Annotated in this window: 21 protein-coding genes and 1 tRNA gene; 6 read left to right on the forward strand and 16 right to left on the reverse strand. The window is 42.4% G+C overall.

What is annotated here, in order from left to right; translation table 11 throughout:
• The first annotated feature begins 155 nt into the window (after positions 1-155).
• Positions 156-1,322 carry an MATE family efflux transporter gene (locus FTT86_RS10200; RefSeq protein WP_257229645.1) on the forward strand — a complete coding sequence of 389 codons (1,167 nt, stop codon included), beginning with the start codon at positions 156-158 and terminating at the stop codon, positions 1,320-1,322.
• A gap of 241 nt (positions 1,323-1,563) precedes the next feature.
• Here the strand turns inward: FTT86_RS10200 and FTT86_RS10205 are convergent, their stop codons facing one another.
• Complete coding sequence (locus FTT86_RS10205; protein ID WP_005103791.1) at positions 1,564-2,799, reverse strand: pyridoxal phosphate-dependent aminotransferase; 1,236 nt, start codon at positions 2,797-2,799, stop codon at positions 1,564-1,566.
• 254 nt (positions 2,800-3,053) lie between these two features.
• A complete protein-coding gene (gene map / locus FTT86_RS10210; protein WP_180181120.1) occupies positions 3,054-3,881 on the reverse strand; it encodes a type I methionyl aminopeptidase in 828 nt (275 codons plus the stop codon).
• A 206-nt stretch (positions 3,882-4,087) separates the two neighbouring features.
• On the opposite strand from map, the gene rpsB reads away from it, so the two are divergent.
• The 3 genes from rpsB (at position 4,088) to FTT86_RS10225 (ending at position 6,499) form a co-directional block, all read left to right on the forward strand.
• Positions 4,088-4,834 (forward strand): 30S ribosomal protein S2, encoded by a 747-nt coding sequence (gene rpsB / locus FTT86_RS10215; protein WP_004279050.1) that lies wholly within the window; start codon positions 4,088-4,090, stop codon positions 4,832-4,834.
• A 142-nt stretch (positions 4,835-4,976) separates the two neighbouring features.
• Positions 4,977-5,852 (forward strand): translation elongation factor Ts, encoded by an 876-nt coding sequence (gene tsf, locus FTT86_RS10220; RefSeq protein WP_004645608.1) that lies wholly within the window; start codon positions 4,977-4,979, stop codon positions 5,850-5,852.
• A gap of 146 nt (positions 5,853-5,998) precedes the next feature.
• Positions 5,999-6,499: a DUF3465 domain-containing protein gene (locus tag FTT86_RS10225; protein WP_026056543.1), complete on the forward strand. Its 501-nt coding sequence runs from the start codon at positions 5,999-6,001 to the stop codon at positions 6,497-6,499.
• A 33-nt stretch (positions 6,500-6,532) separates the two neighbouring features.
• Here FTT86_RS10225 and FTT86_RS10230 read toward each other — a convergent pair whose 3' ends face one another.
• The 7 genes from FTT86_RS10230 to FTT86_RS10260 all read right to left on the reverse strand — a co-directional run bounded on the left by FTT86_RS10230 (position 6,533) and on the right by FTT86_RS10260 (position 12,617).
• The gene (locus tag FTT86_RS10230) at positions 6,533-6,988 is read right to left on the reverse strand and encodes a DUF962 domain-containing protein (protein WP_180181121.1); all 456 of its coding nucleotides are present in this window, start codon (positions 6,986-6,988) and stop codon (positions 6,533-6,535) included.
• Between the two features lie 241 nt (positions 6,989-7,229).
• The gene (locus FTT86_RS10235; RefSeq protein WP_004279046.1) at positions 7,230-7,844 is read right to left on the reverse strand and encodes a septal ring lytic transglycosylase RlpA family protein; all 615 of its coding nucleotides are present in this window, start codon (positions 7,842-7,844) and stop codon (positions 7,230-7,232) included.
• A gap of 288 nt (positions 7,845-8,132) precedes the next feature.
• A complete protein-coding gene (mltB, locus tag FTT86_RS10240; protein WP_005265760.1) occupies positions 8,133-9,134 on the reverse strand; it encodes a lytic murein transglycosylase B in 1,002 nt (333 codons plus the stop codon).
• A 289-nt stretch (positions 9,135-9,423) separates the two neighbouring features.
• Complete coding sequence (locus tag FTT86_RS10245; protein WP_180181122.1) at positions 9,424-10,077, reverse strand: hypothetical protein; 654 nt, start codon at positions 10,075-10,077, stop codon at positions 9,424-9,426.
• Positions 10,078-10,096: 19 nt separating this feature from the next.
• Positions 10,097-10,912 carry an NADPH-dependent 7-cyano-7-deazaguanine reductase QueF gene (gene queF / locus FTT86_RS10250; protein WP_180181123.1) on the reverse strand — a complete coding sequence of 272 codons (816 nt, stop codon included), beginning with the start codon at positions 10,910-10,912 and terminating at the stop codon, positions 10,097-10,099.
• Positions 10,912-11,685 (reverse strand): ABC transporter permease, encoded by a 774-nt coding sequence (locus FTT86_RS10255; protein WP_004279041.1) that lies wholly within the window; start codon positions 11,683-11,685, stop codon positions 10,912-10,914. The genes queF and FTT86_RS10255 overlap by 1 nt, the downstream gene beginning before the upstream one ends.
• Positions 11,682-12,617, reverse strand: a complete 936-nt coding sequence (locus FTT86_RS10260; RefSeq protein ID WP_180181124.1) for an ABC transporter ATP-binding protein — start codon at positions 12,615-12,617, stop codon at positions 11,682-11,684. Before FTT86_RS10260 ends, FTT86_RS10255 begins: the two co-directional genes overlap by 4 nt.
• A 190-nt stretch (positions 12,618-12,807) precedes the next feature.
• On the opposite strand from FTT86_RS10260, the gene FTT86_RS10265 reads away from it, so the two are divergent.
• Positions 12,808-12,883 (forward strand) — tRNA-Arg (locus FTT86_RS10265).
• A gap of 166 nt (positions 12,884-13,049) precedes the next feature.
• Positions 13,050-14,288, forward strand: a complete 1,239-nt coding sequence (locus tag FTT86_RS10270; protein WP_180181125.1) for an integrase arm-type DNA-binding domain-containing protein — start codon at positions 13,050-13,052, stop codon at positions 14,286-14,288.
• Here the strand turns inward: FTT86_RS10270 and FTT86_RS10275 are convergent.
• Genes FTT86_RS10275 through FTT86_RS10305 form a run of 7 tightly spaced genes read right to left on the reverse strand, consistent with a single transcriptional unit; the run spans position 14,278 to position 17,033 of the window.
• Positions 14,278-14,454, reverse strand: a complete 177-nt coding sequence (locus FTT86_RS10275) for a helix-turn-helix domain-containing protein (RefSeq protein WP_005103694.1) — start codon at positions 14,452-14,454, stop codon at positions 14,278-14,280. The genes FTT86_RS10270 and FTT86_RS10275 overlap by 11 nt on opposite strands.
• Positions 14,454-14,897 (reverse strand): hypothetical protein, encoded by a 444-nt coding sequence (locus FTT86_RS10280; protein WP_180181126.1) that lies wholly within the window; start codon positions 14,895-14,897, stop codon positions 14,454-14,456. Before FTT86_RS10280 ends, FTT86_RS10275 begins: the two co-directional genes overlap by 1 nt.
• Positions 14,894-15,058, reverse strand: a complete 165-nt coding sequence (locus FTT86_RS10285; protein ID WP_180181127.1) for a hypothetical protein — start codon at positions 15,056-15,058, stop codon at positions 14,894-14,896. The genes FTT86_RS10280 and FTT86_RS10285 overlap by 4 nt, the downstream gene beginning before the upstream one ends.
• Positions 15,039-15,392 carry a hypothetical protein gene (locus FTT86_RS10290; protein WP_180181128.1) on the reverse strand — a complete coding sequence of 118 codons (354 nt, stop codon included), beginning with the start codon at positions 15,390-15,392 and terminating at the stop codon, positions 15,039-15,041. Before FTT86_RS10290 ends, FTT86_RS10285 begins: the two co-directional genes overlap by 20 nt.
• Complete coding sequence (locus tag FTT86_RS10295; RefSeq protein WP_180181129.1) at positions 15,392-15,688, reverse strand: hypothetical protein; 297 nt, start codon at positions 15,686-15,688, stop codon at positions 15,392-15,394. Before FTT86_RS10295 ends, FTT86_RS10290 begins: the two co-directional genes overlap by 1 nt.
• A 52-nt stretch (positions 15,689-15,740) precedes the next feature.
• The gene (locus tag FTT86_RS10300; protein ID WP_180181130.1) at positions 15,741-16,640 is read right to left on the reverse strand and encodes a DUF2303 family protein; all 900 of its coding nucleotides are present in this window, start codon (positions 16,638-16,640) and stop codon (positions 15,741-15,743) included.
• A gap of 18 nt (positions 16,641-16,658) precedes the next feature.
• On the reverse strand, positions 16,659-17,033 hold the full coding sequence (locus tag FTT86_RS10305; protein ID WP_005103684.1) for a hypothetical protein: 375 nt from the start codon (positions 17,031-17,033) through the stop codon (positions 16,659-16,661).
• Positions 17,034-17,043 lie beyond the last annotated feature (10 nt).

The raw sequence follows: 17,043 nt of genomic DNA on the forward strand, positions 1-17,043 counted from the left end.
TGTTCCATTTTAGAGATTTGTTTAAGATAAGATATAACTCATTGAGATGTGTCATAGTATTCGTCGTTAGAAAACAATTATTGTGACATTATTTCAATGAGTTATCTATTTTTGTCGTGTACAGAGAAAAGAATTAAAAATCGAGTGATAGGGTAATGAAACAGTTTCTGCATCTTTGGGTGCCTATTTTTCTCAGTAATGCCATTATTATGCTCAGTAGTTTGTTCGACGTGATTTTTCTATCACATTTTTCACCTCAGCATGTGGCTGCATTGGCAGTCTGTTTGTCTGTTTATTCTTTGTGCTTTGTAACGGGTATTGGGGTGTTACAGGGCATGATGCAAGAGCTGGCAGAAGCCAATGGACGTCAGGATTATGCGGACATCCAACGTATCGTGAAGCAAAGTATTTTGATTGTACTGGTGATTTCTGCTGTTGCGATGTACTTGTTTAATTATGCGACTCCTGTACTTCATTTTTTAAAGGCAGATGCGGCCTTACAGACATTGATTGTGCCATGTCTGTGGCTGTTGGCTTGGACGATTCCAGCGTATTTATTGTTGCGCATTTTATATATTTTAACCCAAGCCTGTGGGCAGGCTAAGCGCGTGTTCTACGCCAATATGATCTATTTACTGCTCAAAGTGGCTTTGGCTTATGTCTTGATTTATGGCATTGAAGGTTATGTTACAAGCTATGGGGTTGAAGGTGCATTCATGGCACATTTGATTGTGCAGTGGGTACTGTTGTTTGTTTACTATTTTTTCTTCCTTGAGCGGAAGTTAAAGATCCAGTGGTCTGGTGTTTTCTTTCACTGGCAGACTTTATGGAAAATTTTAAAAATTGGATTGCCCAATGCGGTGGTGACTTTTGTGGATGTATTTGCCATCAGCACGATTGCTTTGCTGATCTTGCCTTCGGGTGACATTGTAGTGAATGCACATCAGGTGATGCTTGGTTTATTGGGCTTGATGTTTATGTTGCCGATGTCGATGGCATCCGCCTTCGGTATTTTGGTGTCGACTAAAATCGGTGCAGAGCAGATTGATGCTGCATGGCAACTCAGTAAGCGGGCATTGATGGCTGTGATGCTAATAGCTATCGTTGTCGTGTTGACTATTTGGGGCTTAGATAGTTGGATTGTAGGGTTATTTAGTAATGATGCGCAGGTAATTGCATTAGCTTTGGCATTGATCTTGTTAATGTGTTGGATGCATATCTTTGATGCGCTACTGGTGATTAGTTTGGCAATGCTACGTTGCTGGCGAGAATTGTCAGACCGATGTTTATTTTTATCAGTACGGTGCTGGTCGTGGGCTTAGGTGGTGGTTGGTATGTGGCGTATCATCCAATGACACTGTTCAATTGGCAAAGCAATGCATTAGGGATTCATGGGTTTTGGTGGATGTTGAGTATTGCGTACACGATTGCAGCAAGTCTATGTTTTGTTTGTTTACTCATGAAATACTTGAGCTATAAGCGAATAGGACTCACTGTTTAATACATGTTGAAGAACATAAAAAAACCCGCGAAACTCGCGGGTTTTTTATCTAGCAAGCTAGATTATTTTGCAGCTTTTTCAGCTTCGATTGAAGCAATCGCAGCGTCAACGCCTTCGATTGAATCAGCCGCTTTCTTGATGCGTGCAAGTGCATCCACCAGTACTTCGTCAGCAGTAGCGTAAGAGATGCGCATGAAACCGCCAAGACCGAATGCATCGCCAGGAACCACTGCAACGCCAGTCTCTTCCAGTAACCATGCAGAGAATTCTGTGCAAGATTTAAGACCTTTGGCACGAATCAACGGTTTGATGTTGGCATATGCATAGAATGCGCCATCAGCAGGCAAGCAAGAAATACCGTGAATGTCATTCAAGCCTTTCACAACTAGGTCATGGCGACGTTTGAATGCTTCAATCATTGGCTCAAGTACATCTTGAGGACCATTCAAGGCAGCTTCAGCAGCAACTTGCGAAATTGAAGTTGGGTTTGAAGTTGACTGAGATTGGATCTTTTTCATTGCACCAATCAGTTTAGCAGGGCCCGCTGCGTAGCCGATACGCCAGCCAGTCATTGCATAGGCTTTAGATACACCGTTTAATACGATAGTACGGTCATAAAGGTCTGGTGCAACTGTTGCGATGTTGTAGAACTCGTCATCCCAACGGATTGGTTCGTACATATCATCAGATGCGATAAATACTTCTGGGTATTTACGCAGTACGTCAGCCAGCGCTTCAAGCTCAGCTTTAGTGTAGATCATACCTGTAGGGTTAGACGGGCTGTTCAATACCACTAGACGAGTTTTGTCCGTGATTGCAGCTTCTAATTGCTCAGGAGTGATTTTGAAACGTTGTTCTTCACCACATTTCACAATAACAGGAACACCTTCAGCGATGATCACCATGTCTGGGTAGCTTACCCAGAAAGGTGCTGGGATGATGACTTCATCACCTTTGTTTAACAAAGCTAAAGCTAAGTTAAAGAATGATTGCTTACCACCACAAGAAACCAGAATCTGGTTTGCTGCATAGTCTAGGTTATTGTCGCGTTTGAATTTAGCAATAATGGCTTTTTTAAGACCTGGCGTACCGTCAACAGCGGTGTATTTGGTGAAACCGTTGTTAATCGCTGCAATTGCTGCATCTTTGATGTGTTGAGGGGTATCAAAATCTGGTTCACCTGCGCCCAAACCAATCACGTTATGACCTGCAGCTTTTAATTCAGCAGCTTTGTTGGTCACAGCAAGCGTAGGGGACGGTTTGATGGCATTCACACGATCAGAGAGACGTACGTCCACGGCAGTATTCCTTCTTATAGGGATTAAAAAATAAAAAGCACATTATCTTAGCCTAAAATGGTGCAGATAGGGCAAAAGAATTTGGAAAACTTTAAGGAAAAAATGGTGTATTGGCCGAACTTTATCTTGAATTTCGATGCGCTGGAAGCAGGCAAGGGGAGACTTTTTACATCTCGGTCATGCATACGAATGCATGAAATATAAAATAAAAATGGCCACTTTAAAGTGACCATTTTGTGTTGTTGATGTTGTGGTTACACACTAAAGCGTGACAAATCTTCGTCCGGGCGTACTGTTAAAATTTCCGCGCCGGTTTTGGTCACCAGAATCGTATGTTCATATTGTGCTGACAATGAATGGTCTTTGGTGACCACTGTCCATTTATCACCGAGTAATTTGGTTTTCCAGTCACCACCATTGACCATTGGCTCAATGGTAAAGGTCATGCCTTCTTCAAGTACCATGCCGGTATCTGGCTGACCATAATGCAGCACTTGCGGTTCGTCATGGAAAGTTGTACCAATACCGTGACCACAATATTCACGTACCACGCCAAAACGCTCGGATTCAACATATTGCTGAATGGCATGACCAATATCGCCAATGGTTGAACCCGGTTTTACAGTTTCAATACCCCGGTACATGGCTTCTTGCGCTACCTTACATAGACGGTTGGCAAGGATCGTGGTTTCACCACCCACGATGTACATCATGTTGGTGTCACCATGATAGCCATCTTTAATCACGGTCACATCAATGTTCAGGATGTCGCCTTTTTTCAATTTTTTACTGTCTGATGGAATGCCGTGACACACTACGTGGTTCACAGAAGTACAAATAGTATGTTGGAAGGCAGGTCGACCCGGTGCAGCGCCATAGCCTAAGCATGCTGGAATCGCCTGTTGTTGATTGACAATATAGTCATGACAAATCGTATCAAGTTCCAGAGTGGTGACACCCGGAACAATATGCGGTTTGATCATATCCAAAACTTCTGCCGCCAGTCGCCCTGCCACACGCATTTTTTCAATTTCGTCAGAGGTTTTGATGAGTCGACGTGGAGCTTGGTAAGTGTTGTTCATGATCTCTAAAAACTTTTGGAAATTTGTGTGTGACTATGGTATAAATAGCCGCCCATTTTATCAAATGCTTTTTCGTGAATAAATTTCACGGGCTTTGTGCGATGAGGCAAAAAATCCGCACATATATCGACACATTACTCTGGGTGCCCTTTAGGGTGGAGAATGCGGGTATATGGAGGCCTAACCCAAACTTTAAGGTAAAGAAAATGGCAGATTACAACGTAAGCATGCGCGACCTTCTTCAAGCTGGCGCGCACTTTGGTCACCAAACTCGTTTCTGGAATCCAAAGATGCGTGATTACATCTTTGGTGCGCGTAACAAAATTCACATCATCAACCTTGAGCACACTGTTCCTGCGTTAAATGATGCTTTGAACTTTGCTAACAACTTGGCTAGCAAAAAGAACAAAGTTTTGTTCGTTGGTACTAAACGTGCAGCTTCTGCGATCATCCGTGAACAAGCTCAACGCGCTGGTCAACCATATGTAGATCACCGCTGGTTAGGTGGTATGTTGACGAACTGGAAAACACTTCGCCAATCTATCAACCGTTTAAAAGACCTTCAAACTCAATCTCAAGACGGTACTTTCGCTAAGCTGACTAAACGTGAAGCTCTAGAGCGTACTCGTGAGATGGAAAAACTTGAGCGTGGCTTAGGCGGCGTTAAAAACATGGGTGGTTTACCTGACGCATTATTCGTAATCGATGTTGATCACGAAGCGATTGCAATCAAAGAAGCTAAGAACCTTGGTATTCCTGTAATCGGTATCGTTGATACAAACTCTAACCCAGACAACGTAGACTACGTTATCCCGGGTAACGATGATGCGATCCGTGCAGTAACACTTTATGCTTCTGCTATGGCTGATGCGATTCTTGCTGGTAAAGAATATGCTCAATCACAAGCAAATGCACAAGCTAAAGCAGAAGAAGCTCCAGCTTCTGAGGCTTAATGCGTTTGACGCTAGCTTGTCATTTTTGCGACATGTGATGGTGGCAAAGTAAGCGTTATGTATGCAGGCGGCCCATGAGAACTCCTCTGGGCCGTTTCTGTTCTAAAAAGAATTCATTTTCTACCGAATTTAGGAGATAAACATGACTGCAGTTACAGCAAGCATGGTTAAAGAATTGCGCGATCGTACTGGTCTTGCAATGATGGAATGTAAAAAAGCTTTGACAGAAGCGGGCGGCGACGTTGAATTAGCGATCGATAACCTACGTAAATCTGGTCAAGCTAAAGCTGCTAAAAAAGCAGGTAACATTGCTGCTGACGGCGCGATCACAATTGCTCAAGACGGCAACAAAGCACTTCTTTTAGAAGTTAACTGTCAAACTGACTTCGTTGCAAAAGACGAAAACTTTGCTGGTTTCTCTGCGAAAGTTGCTGCTGCTGCACTTGCTGCAAACGTAACTGATCCTGCTCAAATCGCTGAATTGAAACTAGAAGATGGTACGACTGTTGAAGAAGCGCGTATCGCTCTTGTTCAAAAAATCGGTGAAAACATCCAAGTACGTCGTGCGAAAATTGTTGAAGGCGAAAACCTTGCAGTTTACAAACACGGTCTTAAAATCGGTGTTGTTGTTTCTTACACTGGTGATGAAGCTACAGGTAAAGGCTTGGCAATGCACGTTGCTGCATTCAACCCAGTCGCTGTAAATGCTGAAGGCGTTTCTGCTGAGCTTATCGCGAAAGAGAAAGAAATTGCTGAAGCGAAAGCACTTGAATCTGGCAAGCCAGCAAATATCGTTGAGAAGATGGTTGTAGGTTCTGTTGAGAAATACTTGAATGAAGTTGTGCTTGAGCGTCAAATGTACGTAATCGACAACGACAAGAAAGTTGCGGACGTTCTTAAAGCAACTGGTACTACAGTTGCAAACTTCGTTCGTTTCGAAGTTGGTGAAGGCATTGAGAAAAAAGCAGAAATGAGCTTCGCTGAAGAAGTTGCTGCTGCTCAAGCTGCTGCAAAATAATTCCTGAGGAATTAGAAAAAGCCCTATCTGATTGATGGGGCTTTTTTATGCTGGTCTATTCTTCATCAGCAATTCAAGAGCAGGATTTGGGTCTAGTGATAGAGCTCAGATCATGTATTCATCATTTAATAAAAAGTTATAAAAAAATGCCAAATAAAACCAATCTGGGCATCGGGGCAATCATTATACTGTTGATTGCTGCTTATCTGGGCCTGGATCTACAGCAATCCCAACCACTTGTTCCATCCGCATCTGATGCTACAACTGAAACGCTTCATTCAGAGCCTAATTTAGTACCCTCTCAAACGACTGATGACCTGGACCGAATTGCACGGGCGTTTCAACAGCGCCAGAGTGATCTACAAGTGCGTTCAAGCGGGCAGGTGATTGCCGTTTTGCCAGATGATCATGAAGGATCGCGCCATCAAAAGTTTATCCTCGAATTACCAAATGGCCAAACTGTACTGGTTGCACATAATATCGATCTGGCACCGCGTATTCAGAGTATTCAAAAACAGGATCAGGTCGAGTTTTATGGAGAATATGAATACAGTGACAAGGGCGGGGTGATTCACTGGACGCATCATGACCCTGCGCGAAAACATGTCGATGGCTGGTTAAAACATCAAGGAAGAACCTATCAATAAGGTTCTTCCAATTGGGTAAATCGAATATAGCGTTTAAACGCTCATAATTGCGCTGCTATGGCGTGATTTCCAGTTCGGTAGGATTTTACCTAAATATGCATCCATGCACCAAATTGGGCCAATGAGGAGGAATTGGAGGTCTTTGAAGAATGAAGGCTTTTTACCTTCCACTTTGTGCCCATAAAATTGGCCAATCCAAGCCAAGACAAACAGGGCAATAAAGAAACCGGTACCGACTGGCAGAATCCAGATGAGCCAAGCCATCACCAACGTTAATACAGCCATCGCTACTGCCAAAACAAGATCCAGGCGTGCATAGAAGATAAAAGCCAAAACCAGTAGCAGGGTAGTCAGCAAAGCGCTGAAATGCGCTAGAATGCCAATAATCGAAAAATAGATGGTCGGTACGCAAACCCAGTGAATCAGCTTATTGGTTTTATTTTGATGGCTGTCACTATATTCATCAAACCATTCAGATATTGTTTTCATTCTTCGCTGCATTCCATGAACATGTTTTGCTTATCTGGAAATATAAAGCAGAATCCGGATATGGTCAAAAGTTAATCATGCAGGTGAAGGGATTTTATTAGGCAGGATGAGCCTACCAAAATTTTATTGAAAGAACTTTAAGATAGTGCTGAGCAGAGGCGTTTATATTCTTCTGGAAAAATGAGCACAATAAAAAAGCCACATTACTGTGGCTTTTGTTAAATGTGTTGCAGGTCAAATCTTAAGAATTTGGACCAGCGACACGTTCAATACTGACTTTTGCAGTACCGGCACTGGTAATACCTAACTGTTTCGCAGCACCGTAAGATAAATCAACAACACGGTTGCCATGGAAAGGACCGCGGTCATTTACTTTAACCACAACGCTCTTGCCGTTATTGCGGTTAGTTACGCGAATATAGCAGTTCAATGGCAGGCTACGATGAGCAGCCGTCATTGCGTTCATGTCAAAGGTTTCACCGCTTGCAGTTTTACGGCCGTGGAATTGACGACCATACCAAGACGCTGTACCTGTCTGACTGAATTTACGTACAGTATTAGAAGCCACTGTATTCAGTTTTTCAATCACTGAAGGCTCTTCTGCAGGAAGTTCAATTTTCGCTGCAATGGTTTCACGGCGAACTTTATCGCCAGAACGCTCAGTGATTGAAAGGCTGTTCAAATTTGTGAAATTTGAATTGAAGCTTTGAGCTTCTTTATTGAGTACTCGCGTTGCAAGACGCGAATTGTCATTTTCATTGGTGAATGAAGATGACGGAACCATATCTGCCTGCGATTGCGTCAGCGTGACGATCGTGGCAATGGCCATAAAAGACTTCAAAATTGAAGAATGCATCGAATCAACTCCTAACAGCATATCTATTGGTTGTTCATAAATGGCTGAAAAACCATGTAAACATGCCTGATATTTAACTTATGCAACTACATTTAACGAAATGGATAATATTCATGCCAGCAATACCCTGTCTAGTGTTTAATTAAAATAGTTAAAAAAAGAACGCAAAATAAACAATGATTGATTAAAAAATAATCAATATTGTAACATAATATTAAAATTGCTTAAAATATGCACAAATTAACCCATAAAAATGTTGACTTTCATAATTTGTATTAATTTTTAGTGTTAACGGCTGGTAATTTCGGTACCTAATAGCCACAAAGCAGTAGCATACATACGGCTACGATTATAAGTGGTAATCACTTGAAAATTTGGATAAGTGATGTAGTAAATCGAGCCATAATTCTCTTGTAATTGAATTACATTGACCAGATCCAGATCGTCAATTTTTACGATTGGATTCATTGGGCTGATGCCTTGCGTTTTTAACACACCATAAGGTATAGGTTGAGTCAGATCTTTGGCAATCACGGCATCTGGATTTGAACCGGTATAACGTGCCGGAAAGGCAATGGGCTGATTACGTTGCCAGCCATGCTGTGCCAGATAGTTGGCAATCGAGCCAATCGCATCTACCGCTGAGTTACGCAGGTCAATATGACCATTGCCATCGTAGTCCACGCCGAATTTGGGAATGTTGCTCGGCATAAACTGCGGATAGCCAACAGCGCCAGCATAAGAACCCACCACAGAAGAGGTGGCAACACCATCTCTATATGACCAGGCAATTAAAGCAGCCAGTTCATCCTGAAAATACTGGGCACGACGTTCATAGCCAAAACCTAAGGTTGCTAGGGCATCACGGGTGACAAAAGAGCCCTTGTTGCTGCCAAAACCGGTTTCTACGCCTAAAATGCCCAGAATGATCGCCTGTGGTACACCAAACTGCTGTTCAGCACGGTTAAGCGTTTCTGCATATTGCTGTTTAAAACGTACGCCGCGCTGAATGGTAGATTCAGCCAGGAAGTTAGTCTTATACGAATACCAAGGCTTACTTTCACCTGGGCGATTCATGATATTGATGATATTGGGCAGGTTACGCGTCCCACTCATGGCGGAATCTACTTGCTGGGCACTTAGCCCATAGCTCTGCATGGCATTCTGCTTAAAAGCGGCATAAGAAGGGTGATATTGGAAATCGTTGGCCAGACTCAAACTGCTGAGACCAAATGCGGTAAGTGCGATTGAAAGCTGCTTAAACTTTTTATAAAAATCCGATTTCAACATCTTGCTACGATTTCCAGTTTTTTTGATGAGTTGCTGGCGATGTCATTTGAATCATGCCATGAAAAAGATTGATAAAATTTTTTCAATCGTGAGGCTTAAAGTGCCAGATTAAAGATAACATTCGGATGAATAAGAGACCTAGCCGCTTATACAAAAATAGCGATGGATTGGCTATTTTTACGGCAGTTTGTCTTATAGAGTCGCTTATCTGTAACAAGCTATTTCACTGATCATAAAAAAGCCTGACCGAAGTCAGGCTAATTCCTCAAGATTTGTAGAAAATCTTGAACTATTCTGTATAGAACAAAGTGTCGTGATATTCGGCCATGGTGCGCAGCTCATCTTTATTCAAATTCAGAATGATTTTATCTGCTGCCATATTGATGGCCTTGATCACTGCAGATGCGCCAATATCTGCTGCCTTGCGTTTGATCATGCCAAGATCCAGGGTTTTATTAAAGTCGACCATAAAATGTCGTACTGTCGCTTCACCAAATTGCTTGTACAGGTTGCTGAACGCTTGTTTATCAATAGTCTGACCGGCTTTAAGTTCTGCGTAATGATGTTTTAAATTCGTCACCAGACTGGCATCCAGTGATTCACCAATGCGGAAATGTCCTTCAGGATCTTTAAACAGACTGCGCTCAGAGAATGCAATTGACTCTCTGACCACATCGTTCGGCGCTTTACTCAATAGCTGCTTCAGTAAAACCGCAACAGTCGACTTGATATAGCCAGCCAGTTTTTCCGCAGTATCACGTTTATCGCTGGCAGGAAAGCGACGCACCAGCTCGGTAAGAATCGCATCAATAATTTCATCATTAATCATTAATGCGGTTTTATCACGTAATGGGTAAAGCGGCTTACTTGAATTTTTGTTTTTTTGTGCAGTCTGAATTGTATTTAAAAGCTCTGCAGAAGGAATAAACCCAAAAAATGGCATTGTTCAACCTCAATGTTTTTTATTGTCGCGCTAAACGAATAGGGCGAGGCATCCATGTTAAATCCGATACACGGCAAGGGTTGATATCCAATCCACCACGGCGTGTATAGGTTGCGTAGACCATCAGCTTTTCCGGTTTCAGTTGCTGCCAGATATCGGCAAACATCTGCTCCACACATTGTTCGTGGAACCCATTATGCTGACGGTAGGAAATAATATAAGCTAAAATACTCTTATAACAAGGTTTTTTACCTTGATAACGTATAAAAACTGTTCCCCAGTCCGGCTGGCCAGTGACTGGGCAGTTACTTCTAAGTAAATGTGAATACAGCTGGATTTCACCTTCTGCTGCATCATCCGAATCCAAAGCCAATAAACTGGCATCTGGATGATTTTCTAGGCGCTCAGGTGTCAGCTCATCAATACAGATGCCTTCAGGCTTGCTGATCTCTAACTCATCAACCTGAAACAGTTGCAGTTTAACTTTAGCTTCAGCCGCAGTAGATAAATCTTTTTCTGCGGTCGCGATAAAGGCCTCTTTAGATGCAAACTTGGCAAAATTCAGGCTATTGAAATACAGTTTTAAGGATTTGGATTCAATCAGATTCGGCGAAGACGCTGGCAAGCTAATGCGGCCAATACCCACTTGCGGCACACCGGTTGAATTTAACCAGGAAATTTCAAATACATGCCACCAGTCTGCACCTTGCTGAATCGCTTCGACATGTGCGTATTGTTCACGGGCAGGCGCGCGCGAAATCGGAAACAGAACATCAGGCTGATATTCTGTCGGGTAATTGGTGTCTTTACCAAGGAGAGATTGTTCTACACTCATTATTCACGCATTCCTGAACCACGGGAGAGTAAATGATAGGCCACTGCATACAGCACGGCGCAACACAAGGTAATCACTGTCAGTGAAATGGCAACATTGACATCGCTATGTCCTAAAATGCCATAGCGGAACGCATTGACCATATACACGACAGGATTAATTAAAGATAAATTTTGCCAGAATGGGCTTAAGCTCGAAATAGCATAAAACACACCACCTAAATAGGTCAGTGGTGTTAAAACAAAAGTCGGGATGATCGAGATATCATCGAAAGATTTGGCATAGACGGCATTGATAAAACCACCCAAGGAAAACAGCAGGGAAGTAATCAAGACTGTATATATAGTTACGAACCAGTTGGTGATATATAAGTCAGCAAAAAATAAGCTCACTGCACTGACAATGATCGCAACCAGTATCCCACGAATCACACCGCCCAATACATGACCCCATAAAATGGCATGCATCGGTACCGGACTCATGATCAGTTCTTCAATACTTTTCTGGAATTTTGAGCTGAAGAAGCTAGATGAAACGTTGGCATAGCTGTTGGTGATCACGGCCATCATAATCAGACCAGGCACAATGAACTCCATATAACTATAGCCGCCCATTTCTCCAATGCGTGAACCGACCAGATTACCGAAGATCACGAAGTACAGGCTCATGGTGATTGCAGGTGGCAACAGGGTTTGTGGCCAGATGCGCATAAAGCGACGCACTTCTTTATAGATAATGGTATATAAAGCTACGCTGAGTTGATTAATGTTCATTGCGCAGCTCCATCCAGATTTTTCTCGACCATTTTCACAAAAAGTTCTTCCAGACGGTTGGATTTATTGCGCATACTGCGTACCTGAATATTTTGTGATTCCAGCAACTGGAATAGATCATTCATGGTATGTGCCTTGTCCATGGTAATTTCTAAAGTCATCGGATCGATCAGGTTAAATCGCACGCCGATGATATCCAGATGCAAAGGTTCAATCGGTTCGGCCAGATCAAAAATAAACGATTCTTCATTGAGCTGACTCAGGAAGCTTTTCATGGTGGTGTCTTCTTTAATCACACCGCGATCAATAATCGCAATACGGCGACACAGCATTTCTGCTTCTTCTAGATAATGTGTGGTCAGAATGATGGAAGTGCCTTTTTCATTCATCTCGTTCAAAAATTCCCACATCGAACGACGCAACTCGATATCAACACCAGCCGTCGGTTCATCCAGAATCAGCAGTTTCGGTTCGTGCATCATGGCACGCGCGATCATCAGGCGACGTTTCATCCCGCCCGATAACATGCGGGCCTGAGTGGCACGCTTTTCCCATAAACCCAGTTTGGTCAGATAAAGCTCCGCCCGTTCCTGTGCAATTTTTTTAGGAATGCCGTAATAGCCTGCCTGAGTCACCAAAATATCAAAGGTTTTTTCAAACTGGGCAAAGTTGAATTCCTGAGGTACTACACCTAGGCACTGTTTGGCCTGGGAAGGGTGGGTATCCAGATTATGACCAAAAATTTCGACTGTACCGGAGGTTTTTTTTGTTAATGAACTGATAATACCGATGGTGGTAGATTTTCCTGCGCCATTAGGACCTAGTAGCGCATAAAATTCACCTTCTGGTACATTTAAGTTAATTCCTTTCAATGCCTGAAAGCCATTGCGATAGGTCTTCGACAAATCCCTTAAGATCAGTGCATCAGTCATGAATATCTCAAATGGTGAAAAGTTGAGATATTGTGAGTGATCTCGCAAAATAAGCCAAGTGATTCACACGCAATTCTGTGTTGCTGTTTTGGAACATTGTATAAAGCTTAAGCATAAAAATGATGAAGTTAGAGATAGTTGCTTTACCTTATGCTTTTTTTTGTTATGATGTGCGCGATCCAAAAAAGATGCGCTCATAGCTCAACTGGATAGAGTACAGGTCTCCGAAGCCTGTGGCGTGGGTTCGAGTCCCGCTGAGCGCACCATTTATATGTATCATATCACTCCAAATTATCCTCAAAGCCTTATAAATACTGTATTATAAATAATTCGAACTAACCCTTTTGTTCCGTGATGTTCCACTGTGTACCGCTATTTTAGTGGTACTTTTAGTAGTACATCAGGATTTAACTCTAAAATGTACTACTAAAAATGGCTAGAACAGTTGTAAGTCTTACGGATGCGAAGATCAAATCTGCAATATCTAAGCAAAAAAAGTCACCAGAAAAGATAATAAAACTGGCTGATGGTGGTGGTTTATTTCTGCTTTTAGATAAAAAAGGCGGCACATATTGGCGTTTTGATTATTTTCGACCTATTACAAAAAAAAGAACGACAATTGGTATAGGTGTATATCCAAATTTATCTTTGGCCGACGCCAGAAAGTTCCGTGAAGAATATAAAGAGCTACTTGCTCAAGATATAGATCCGTTTGCCCATCGAAAAGAACAGGAAGAGCAAGCCCGCTTTGCCATGCGAAACACGTTTGAGGCTGTAGCGCGTGAATTTATGCAAACTGAAGTTGTCGCTGAATCAACAAGACATAGAAACGAATTTATTTATCAATATTTGTTTGATGCTATTGGTAAAAAGCCAATTCATGAAATATCAGCCCGCCAGTTGCTCGATGTTTGCCAGATTTATGAAAAGCAGGGTAAGTCCGAAACGGCAAGACGCATGCGCTCCAAAGCAGGGCAAGTGTTTAAATATGGTTTAGTGCTTGGTCTTTGTGATCGAAATGTGGCACTGGATATTCAAGGTCTATTGAAGCCTCATAAAAAAACACATCATGCCGCTGTCACGGATCCTAATTTGCTTGGTGAATTACTGGTGGCAATCGATAATTATACTAATCGTGGCTCACTCGTAATGGCTTATGCTCTTAGAATTTTACCTCATGTGTTTGTTCGTCCTGGTGAGTTGCGTCATGCAATGTGGGCTGACATAAATCTTGATGAAAAGACTTGGGCTTATACGCCGTCTAAAACCGCAAATGCTTTAGGTACTCAATTGGTGATACCGCTTTCAGATCAAGTCACTGCAATGTTTAAAGAGTTGCATATGATTACCGGTGGATCTGAATACTGCTTTGCTAATTACTGGGGTAAAACCAGATTATTGTCTGATAGCTCAATAAATAAGGCACTTAAAAATTTAGGCTGGGAAAATGGCGAAACCACTGGCCATGGCTTCCGTGCAACAGCACGTACCTTATTAGATGAAGTTTTAAAATTTCCTATTGAACGTATTGAGCAGCAGCTAGGCCACCAGGTGAGGGATATGCATGGTCGGGCATATAACCGTACTAAGTATTTAGAAGAAAGACAGGTGATGATGCAGGCATGGTCTGATTATCTGGACTCATTAAAAGTAAAAGCCCTTAATGCATAAGGGCTTTAATTTGATCTTCGTATGCTTTGGCCAGATGGTCCGGGAGCTTAACCCGGACTGATTTTCCTATTTCAATTTTTTCTAATTCCTCTCGCTCAAACATTCTGTAAACCGTAGTGCGTCCGATATTTAATAATTTACAGGTTTGCGAAATTGTAAGAACCATCAAGACACCTCCTTTAAGCTTTTTACTACTGTTTCCGGCAATCCAAACACATCTTTAAAAGCTTGATCAAAACCACCGCCGGCAATAAAGCCATCAATAGTGTTTTTAGGTTTAGCCCACCAAGCTACTGGACCATCCTCTGTATCGTTAATAGACACTAGGAACCAACCGCCATCTCCCTTAGGTTTACTTGGATTCCAGTAAGCGACCGCTTCAAGCTCCTCATGATCCCAGTAGCGGGTAGCTACTTCTTCCGGAGCATCAAACTCCATCTCAATCTTTGAAAACTCAATACCAAAATAACGTTTCAATTCTTCATACTGTTCAACCGTCATACATTCGGTATCACCAATTACACGCTCCAGATATTCACTGAATACAGGGTGAGTCCAGAATCCATATTGATCACGAATAATTTCTGCCGGTTCTAATTTCTTAATCATCCCTTTCTCTCCTTGGCTTCATGGACCTTCAAGTATTCAAACTTTGCATCTGCCCAACTCTTTTCATCGTATGGGTTTAAACCTTGTTCTTTGCACCAGTTGGTACACCAGAGAAATTGAGCATCATTGAATGGAGTTGGCTCAATTGTTTGCTGAGTCATTAGCTGGCTCCTGTGCTTCGATTAAGGTTTCAAGAATCGGCTTGTGCTTATATAGTTCGGCAAAACTATCACCACCCATTTGCCAGGGATCAAGGTCTTCATTCATCCAAGACAAAGCCACTTTTAGTGAATCTTTCGGCACTAAAACAAACCCTTCCGGCACCGCTTGGGCTTTGGCTTCCTTCCATGTCTCCCAACAATCCTGAACTCCTTGCACAATGTAGTTTTCGGTAAAACCATGCTGAATTCTTTGTGTTAGAACCAATGGCGATCTAATTTTGTGCTTAGAGATAATATAAGCCTCAAAATCCTCTCTTTCTTTCTGAATATCCATTACGCTGCCATCCTTAATATTTTCGGTGCCTGAGCTCGCAAAGAGACCAATAAAGGCTTACCAACTTTCAAATACTGCTTAAGAAAAATGGCATAGCGCTTTTGGGTGGCTTCGCTCATCTTTCCAGTGCTGTCAATTTCAAGTGTAGGTTTATTTGATTTGCTGTATCGAACCAAGGCTGCATGCTTTACCAGTTTTGGTTGATACCCGTCATTCAATAGCCAGTTTTCAAAAGGTGCAGCCAGGCTAAAATGAATTTTCTTTGTGCCTTTGGGTTCAATGGGTGGGTAATTCATTTCACTATCCTTTAAATGACCATGCGCAGTGCATGGCCATCCGGTCTAATGGTTAGATATTTGCAGAGCCTTCAAGGATCGTCACAAATGATGGAACACCTGGTAACGCCGTTTCAGTATCATCATTATTGAAAACGGTTTTGCCTTCGCGGATATAAGTCACGGTATCTTCCATAGACTTTTCAATCGCTTTTTCGAGCTGGTCCAAGTCGTACCACAAAGCAATATTTCCATCCTTGATGCGGTAGCGGAAACGAGCAGGAAGGGCATAGTGCTCACCACCACGATGCACCTGAATACCAAATACAATCTGCTCAGGAATATTCAAATTGCCTTGACGCCCAGCACTGGCTTCAATGTTTTCGTTGTAAGTCAGTGACACTTGGCCATTGTCAGTACGAGTACCAGATTTGAAGTCGATATTGGTTTTGGCCTGAAGGGTATTCACAATTTCATAAAGCTCAGCTGCAGCAGGCTGATTCACGTACGGCATTACATCTTCCAGGAATAATGCAAAATCCATCTGTGACATTTTTCGACCAGAGTTCGCTACAACTTTTTCAAATTCTGGAGTCTTACTAACAATGAAGTGGGCAGTGTGTTTGCAATGGCGTTGATAAGCATTAGCACCATAACCTGCAACTTTTTCGGCTTGGTGGAAGTCCAGGACCGCTTGAATTTTCCCACCCAGTACATCTACAAAAACCATTGAGTCGCTGTCTGCAAAACGAGTGACGTAAGCGATCAGGTCTTTTGCTGTATGCAAGATTGTTGCTTGCTTAAGTTGAAGTGGGCGTTCCAGTGTTTCTTCAAAGGTATGAACATCACCACCTTCAGGTGTAACCACGAAAGGTAAAACGTCACCAGCTGCCTGTAGAGAAGTTTGACCAATTACGAAAGCATCTTTATGCATTACTGTACCCACTTGATTATTTAGTTCAGAGTTATTCATGTTGTTAAGGCCTTTTAATTAGCTGAGGTTTTTGAAAGTTGGTTTTTTGGTTTCCGGCAGAGCTTTCACATCTACTGGACCACTTGATTGGATCTGTTCAAGATTCAATTTCTGTTGGCGTGGATCTTCGCGAACAAGCTGCTGTTTTCCATCGGTGAATAGAACAGTTGGCTCTTTATCGAACTTAGGAAGAATTGATTTAACGTCATCCATGATTTTGTAGACGCCGTTGCCGTTTGGCTTAATGGTCAAAGAGATAGTGACCTTACTTTGCTTGCCGGTATCCGCCGTTGCTTGGAGTGCTTCAGTAAGCAGCTCGTCAATTTCTTCAGCCACAGTACCGTGACGTAAATTTTCAAGTGTTTGAGCGAAAGAGGTTTTGTTTTTTGACATGGTTATTCTC

The organism is Acinetobacter sp. YH01021 (assembly GCF_013420255.1).
Taxonomy (GTDB): domain Bacteria; phylum Pseudomonadota; class Gammaproteobacteria; order Pseudomonadales; family Moraxellaceae; genus Acinetobacter.

Bases quoted from the DNA above. Each gene is read 5' to 3' on its own strand.
- queF (WP_180181123.1), bottom strand. From the start codon at position 10,912: ATGAGTGTAGAACAATCTCTCCTTGGTAAAGACACCAATTACCCGACA.
- FTT86_RS10305 (WP_005103684.1), bottom strand. From the start codon at position 17,033: ATGTCAAAAAACAAAACCTCTTTCGCTCAAACACTTGAAAATTTACGT.
- mltB (WP_005265760.1), bottom strand. From the start codon at position 9,134: ATGTTGAAATCGGATTTTTATAAAAAGTTTAAGCAGCTTTCAATCGCA.
- FTT86_RS10245 (WP_180181122.1), bottom strand. From the start codon at position 10,077: ATGCCATTTTTTGGGTTTATTCCTTCTGCAGAGCTTTTAAATACAATT.
- rpsB (WP_004279050.1), top strand. From the start codon at position 4,088: ATGGCAGATTACAACGTAAGCATGCGCGACCTTCTTCAAGCTGGCGCG.
- FTT86_RS10235 (WP_004279046.1), bottom strand. From the start codon at position 7,844: ATGCATTCTTCAATTTTGAAGTCTTTTATGGCCATTGCCACGATCGTC.
- FTT86_RS10200 (WP_257229645.1), top strand. From the start codon at position 156: ATGAAACAGTTTCTGCATCTTTGGGTGCCTATTTTTCTCAGTAATGCC.
- FTT86_RS10290 (WP_180181128.1), bottom strand. From the start codon at position 15,392: ATGGATATTCAGAAAGAAAGAGAGGATTTTGAGGCTTATATTATCTCT.
- FTT86_RS10295 (WP_180181129.1), bottom strand. From the start codon at position 15,688: ATGAATTACCCACCCATTGAACCCAAAGGCACAAAGAAAATTCATTTT.
- FTT86_RS10280 (WP_180181126.1), bottom strand. From the start codon at position 14,897: ATGATTAAGAAATTAGAACCGGCAGAAATTATTCGTGATCAATATGGA.
- tsf (WP_004645608.1), top strand. From the start codon at position 4,977: ATGACTGCAGTTACAGCAAGCATGGTTAAAGAATTGCGCGATCGTACT.
- FTT86_RS10260 (WP_180181124.1), bottom strand. From the start codon at position 12,617: ATGACTGATGCACTGATCTTAAGGGATTTGTCGAAGACCTATCGCAAT.
- FTT86_RS10255 (WP_004279041.1), bottom strand. From the start codon at position 11,685: ATGAACATTAATCAACTCAGCGTAGCTTTATATACCATTATCTATAAA.
- FTT86_RS10230 (WP_180181121.1), bottom strand. From the start codon at position 6,988: ATGAAAACAATATCTGAATGGTTTGATGAATATAGTGACAGCCATCAA.
- FTT86_RS10270 (WP_180181125.1), top strand. From the start codon at position 13,050: ATGGCTAGAACAGTTGTAAGTCTTACGGATGCGAAGATCAAATCTGCA.
- FTT86_RS10300 (WP_180181130.1), bottom strand. From the start codon at position 16,640: ATGAATAACTCTGAACTAAATAATCAAGTGGGTACAGTAATGCATAAA.
- map (WP_180181120.1), bottom strand. From the start codon at position 3,881: ATGAACAACACTTACCAAGCTCCACGTCGACTCATCAAAACCTCTGAC.
- FTT86_RS10285 (WP_180181127.1), bottom strand. From the start codon at position 15,058: ATGACTCAGCAAACAATTGAGCCAACTCCATTCAATGATGCTCAATTT.
- FTT86_RS10225 (WP_026056543.1), top strand. From the start codon at position 5,999: ATGCCAAATAAAACCAATCTGGGCATCGGGGCAATCATTATACTGTTG.
- FTT86_RS10275 (WP_005103694.1), bottom strand. From the start codon at position 14,454: ATGGTTCTTACAATTTCGCAAACCTGTAAATTATTAAATATCGGACGC.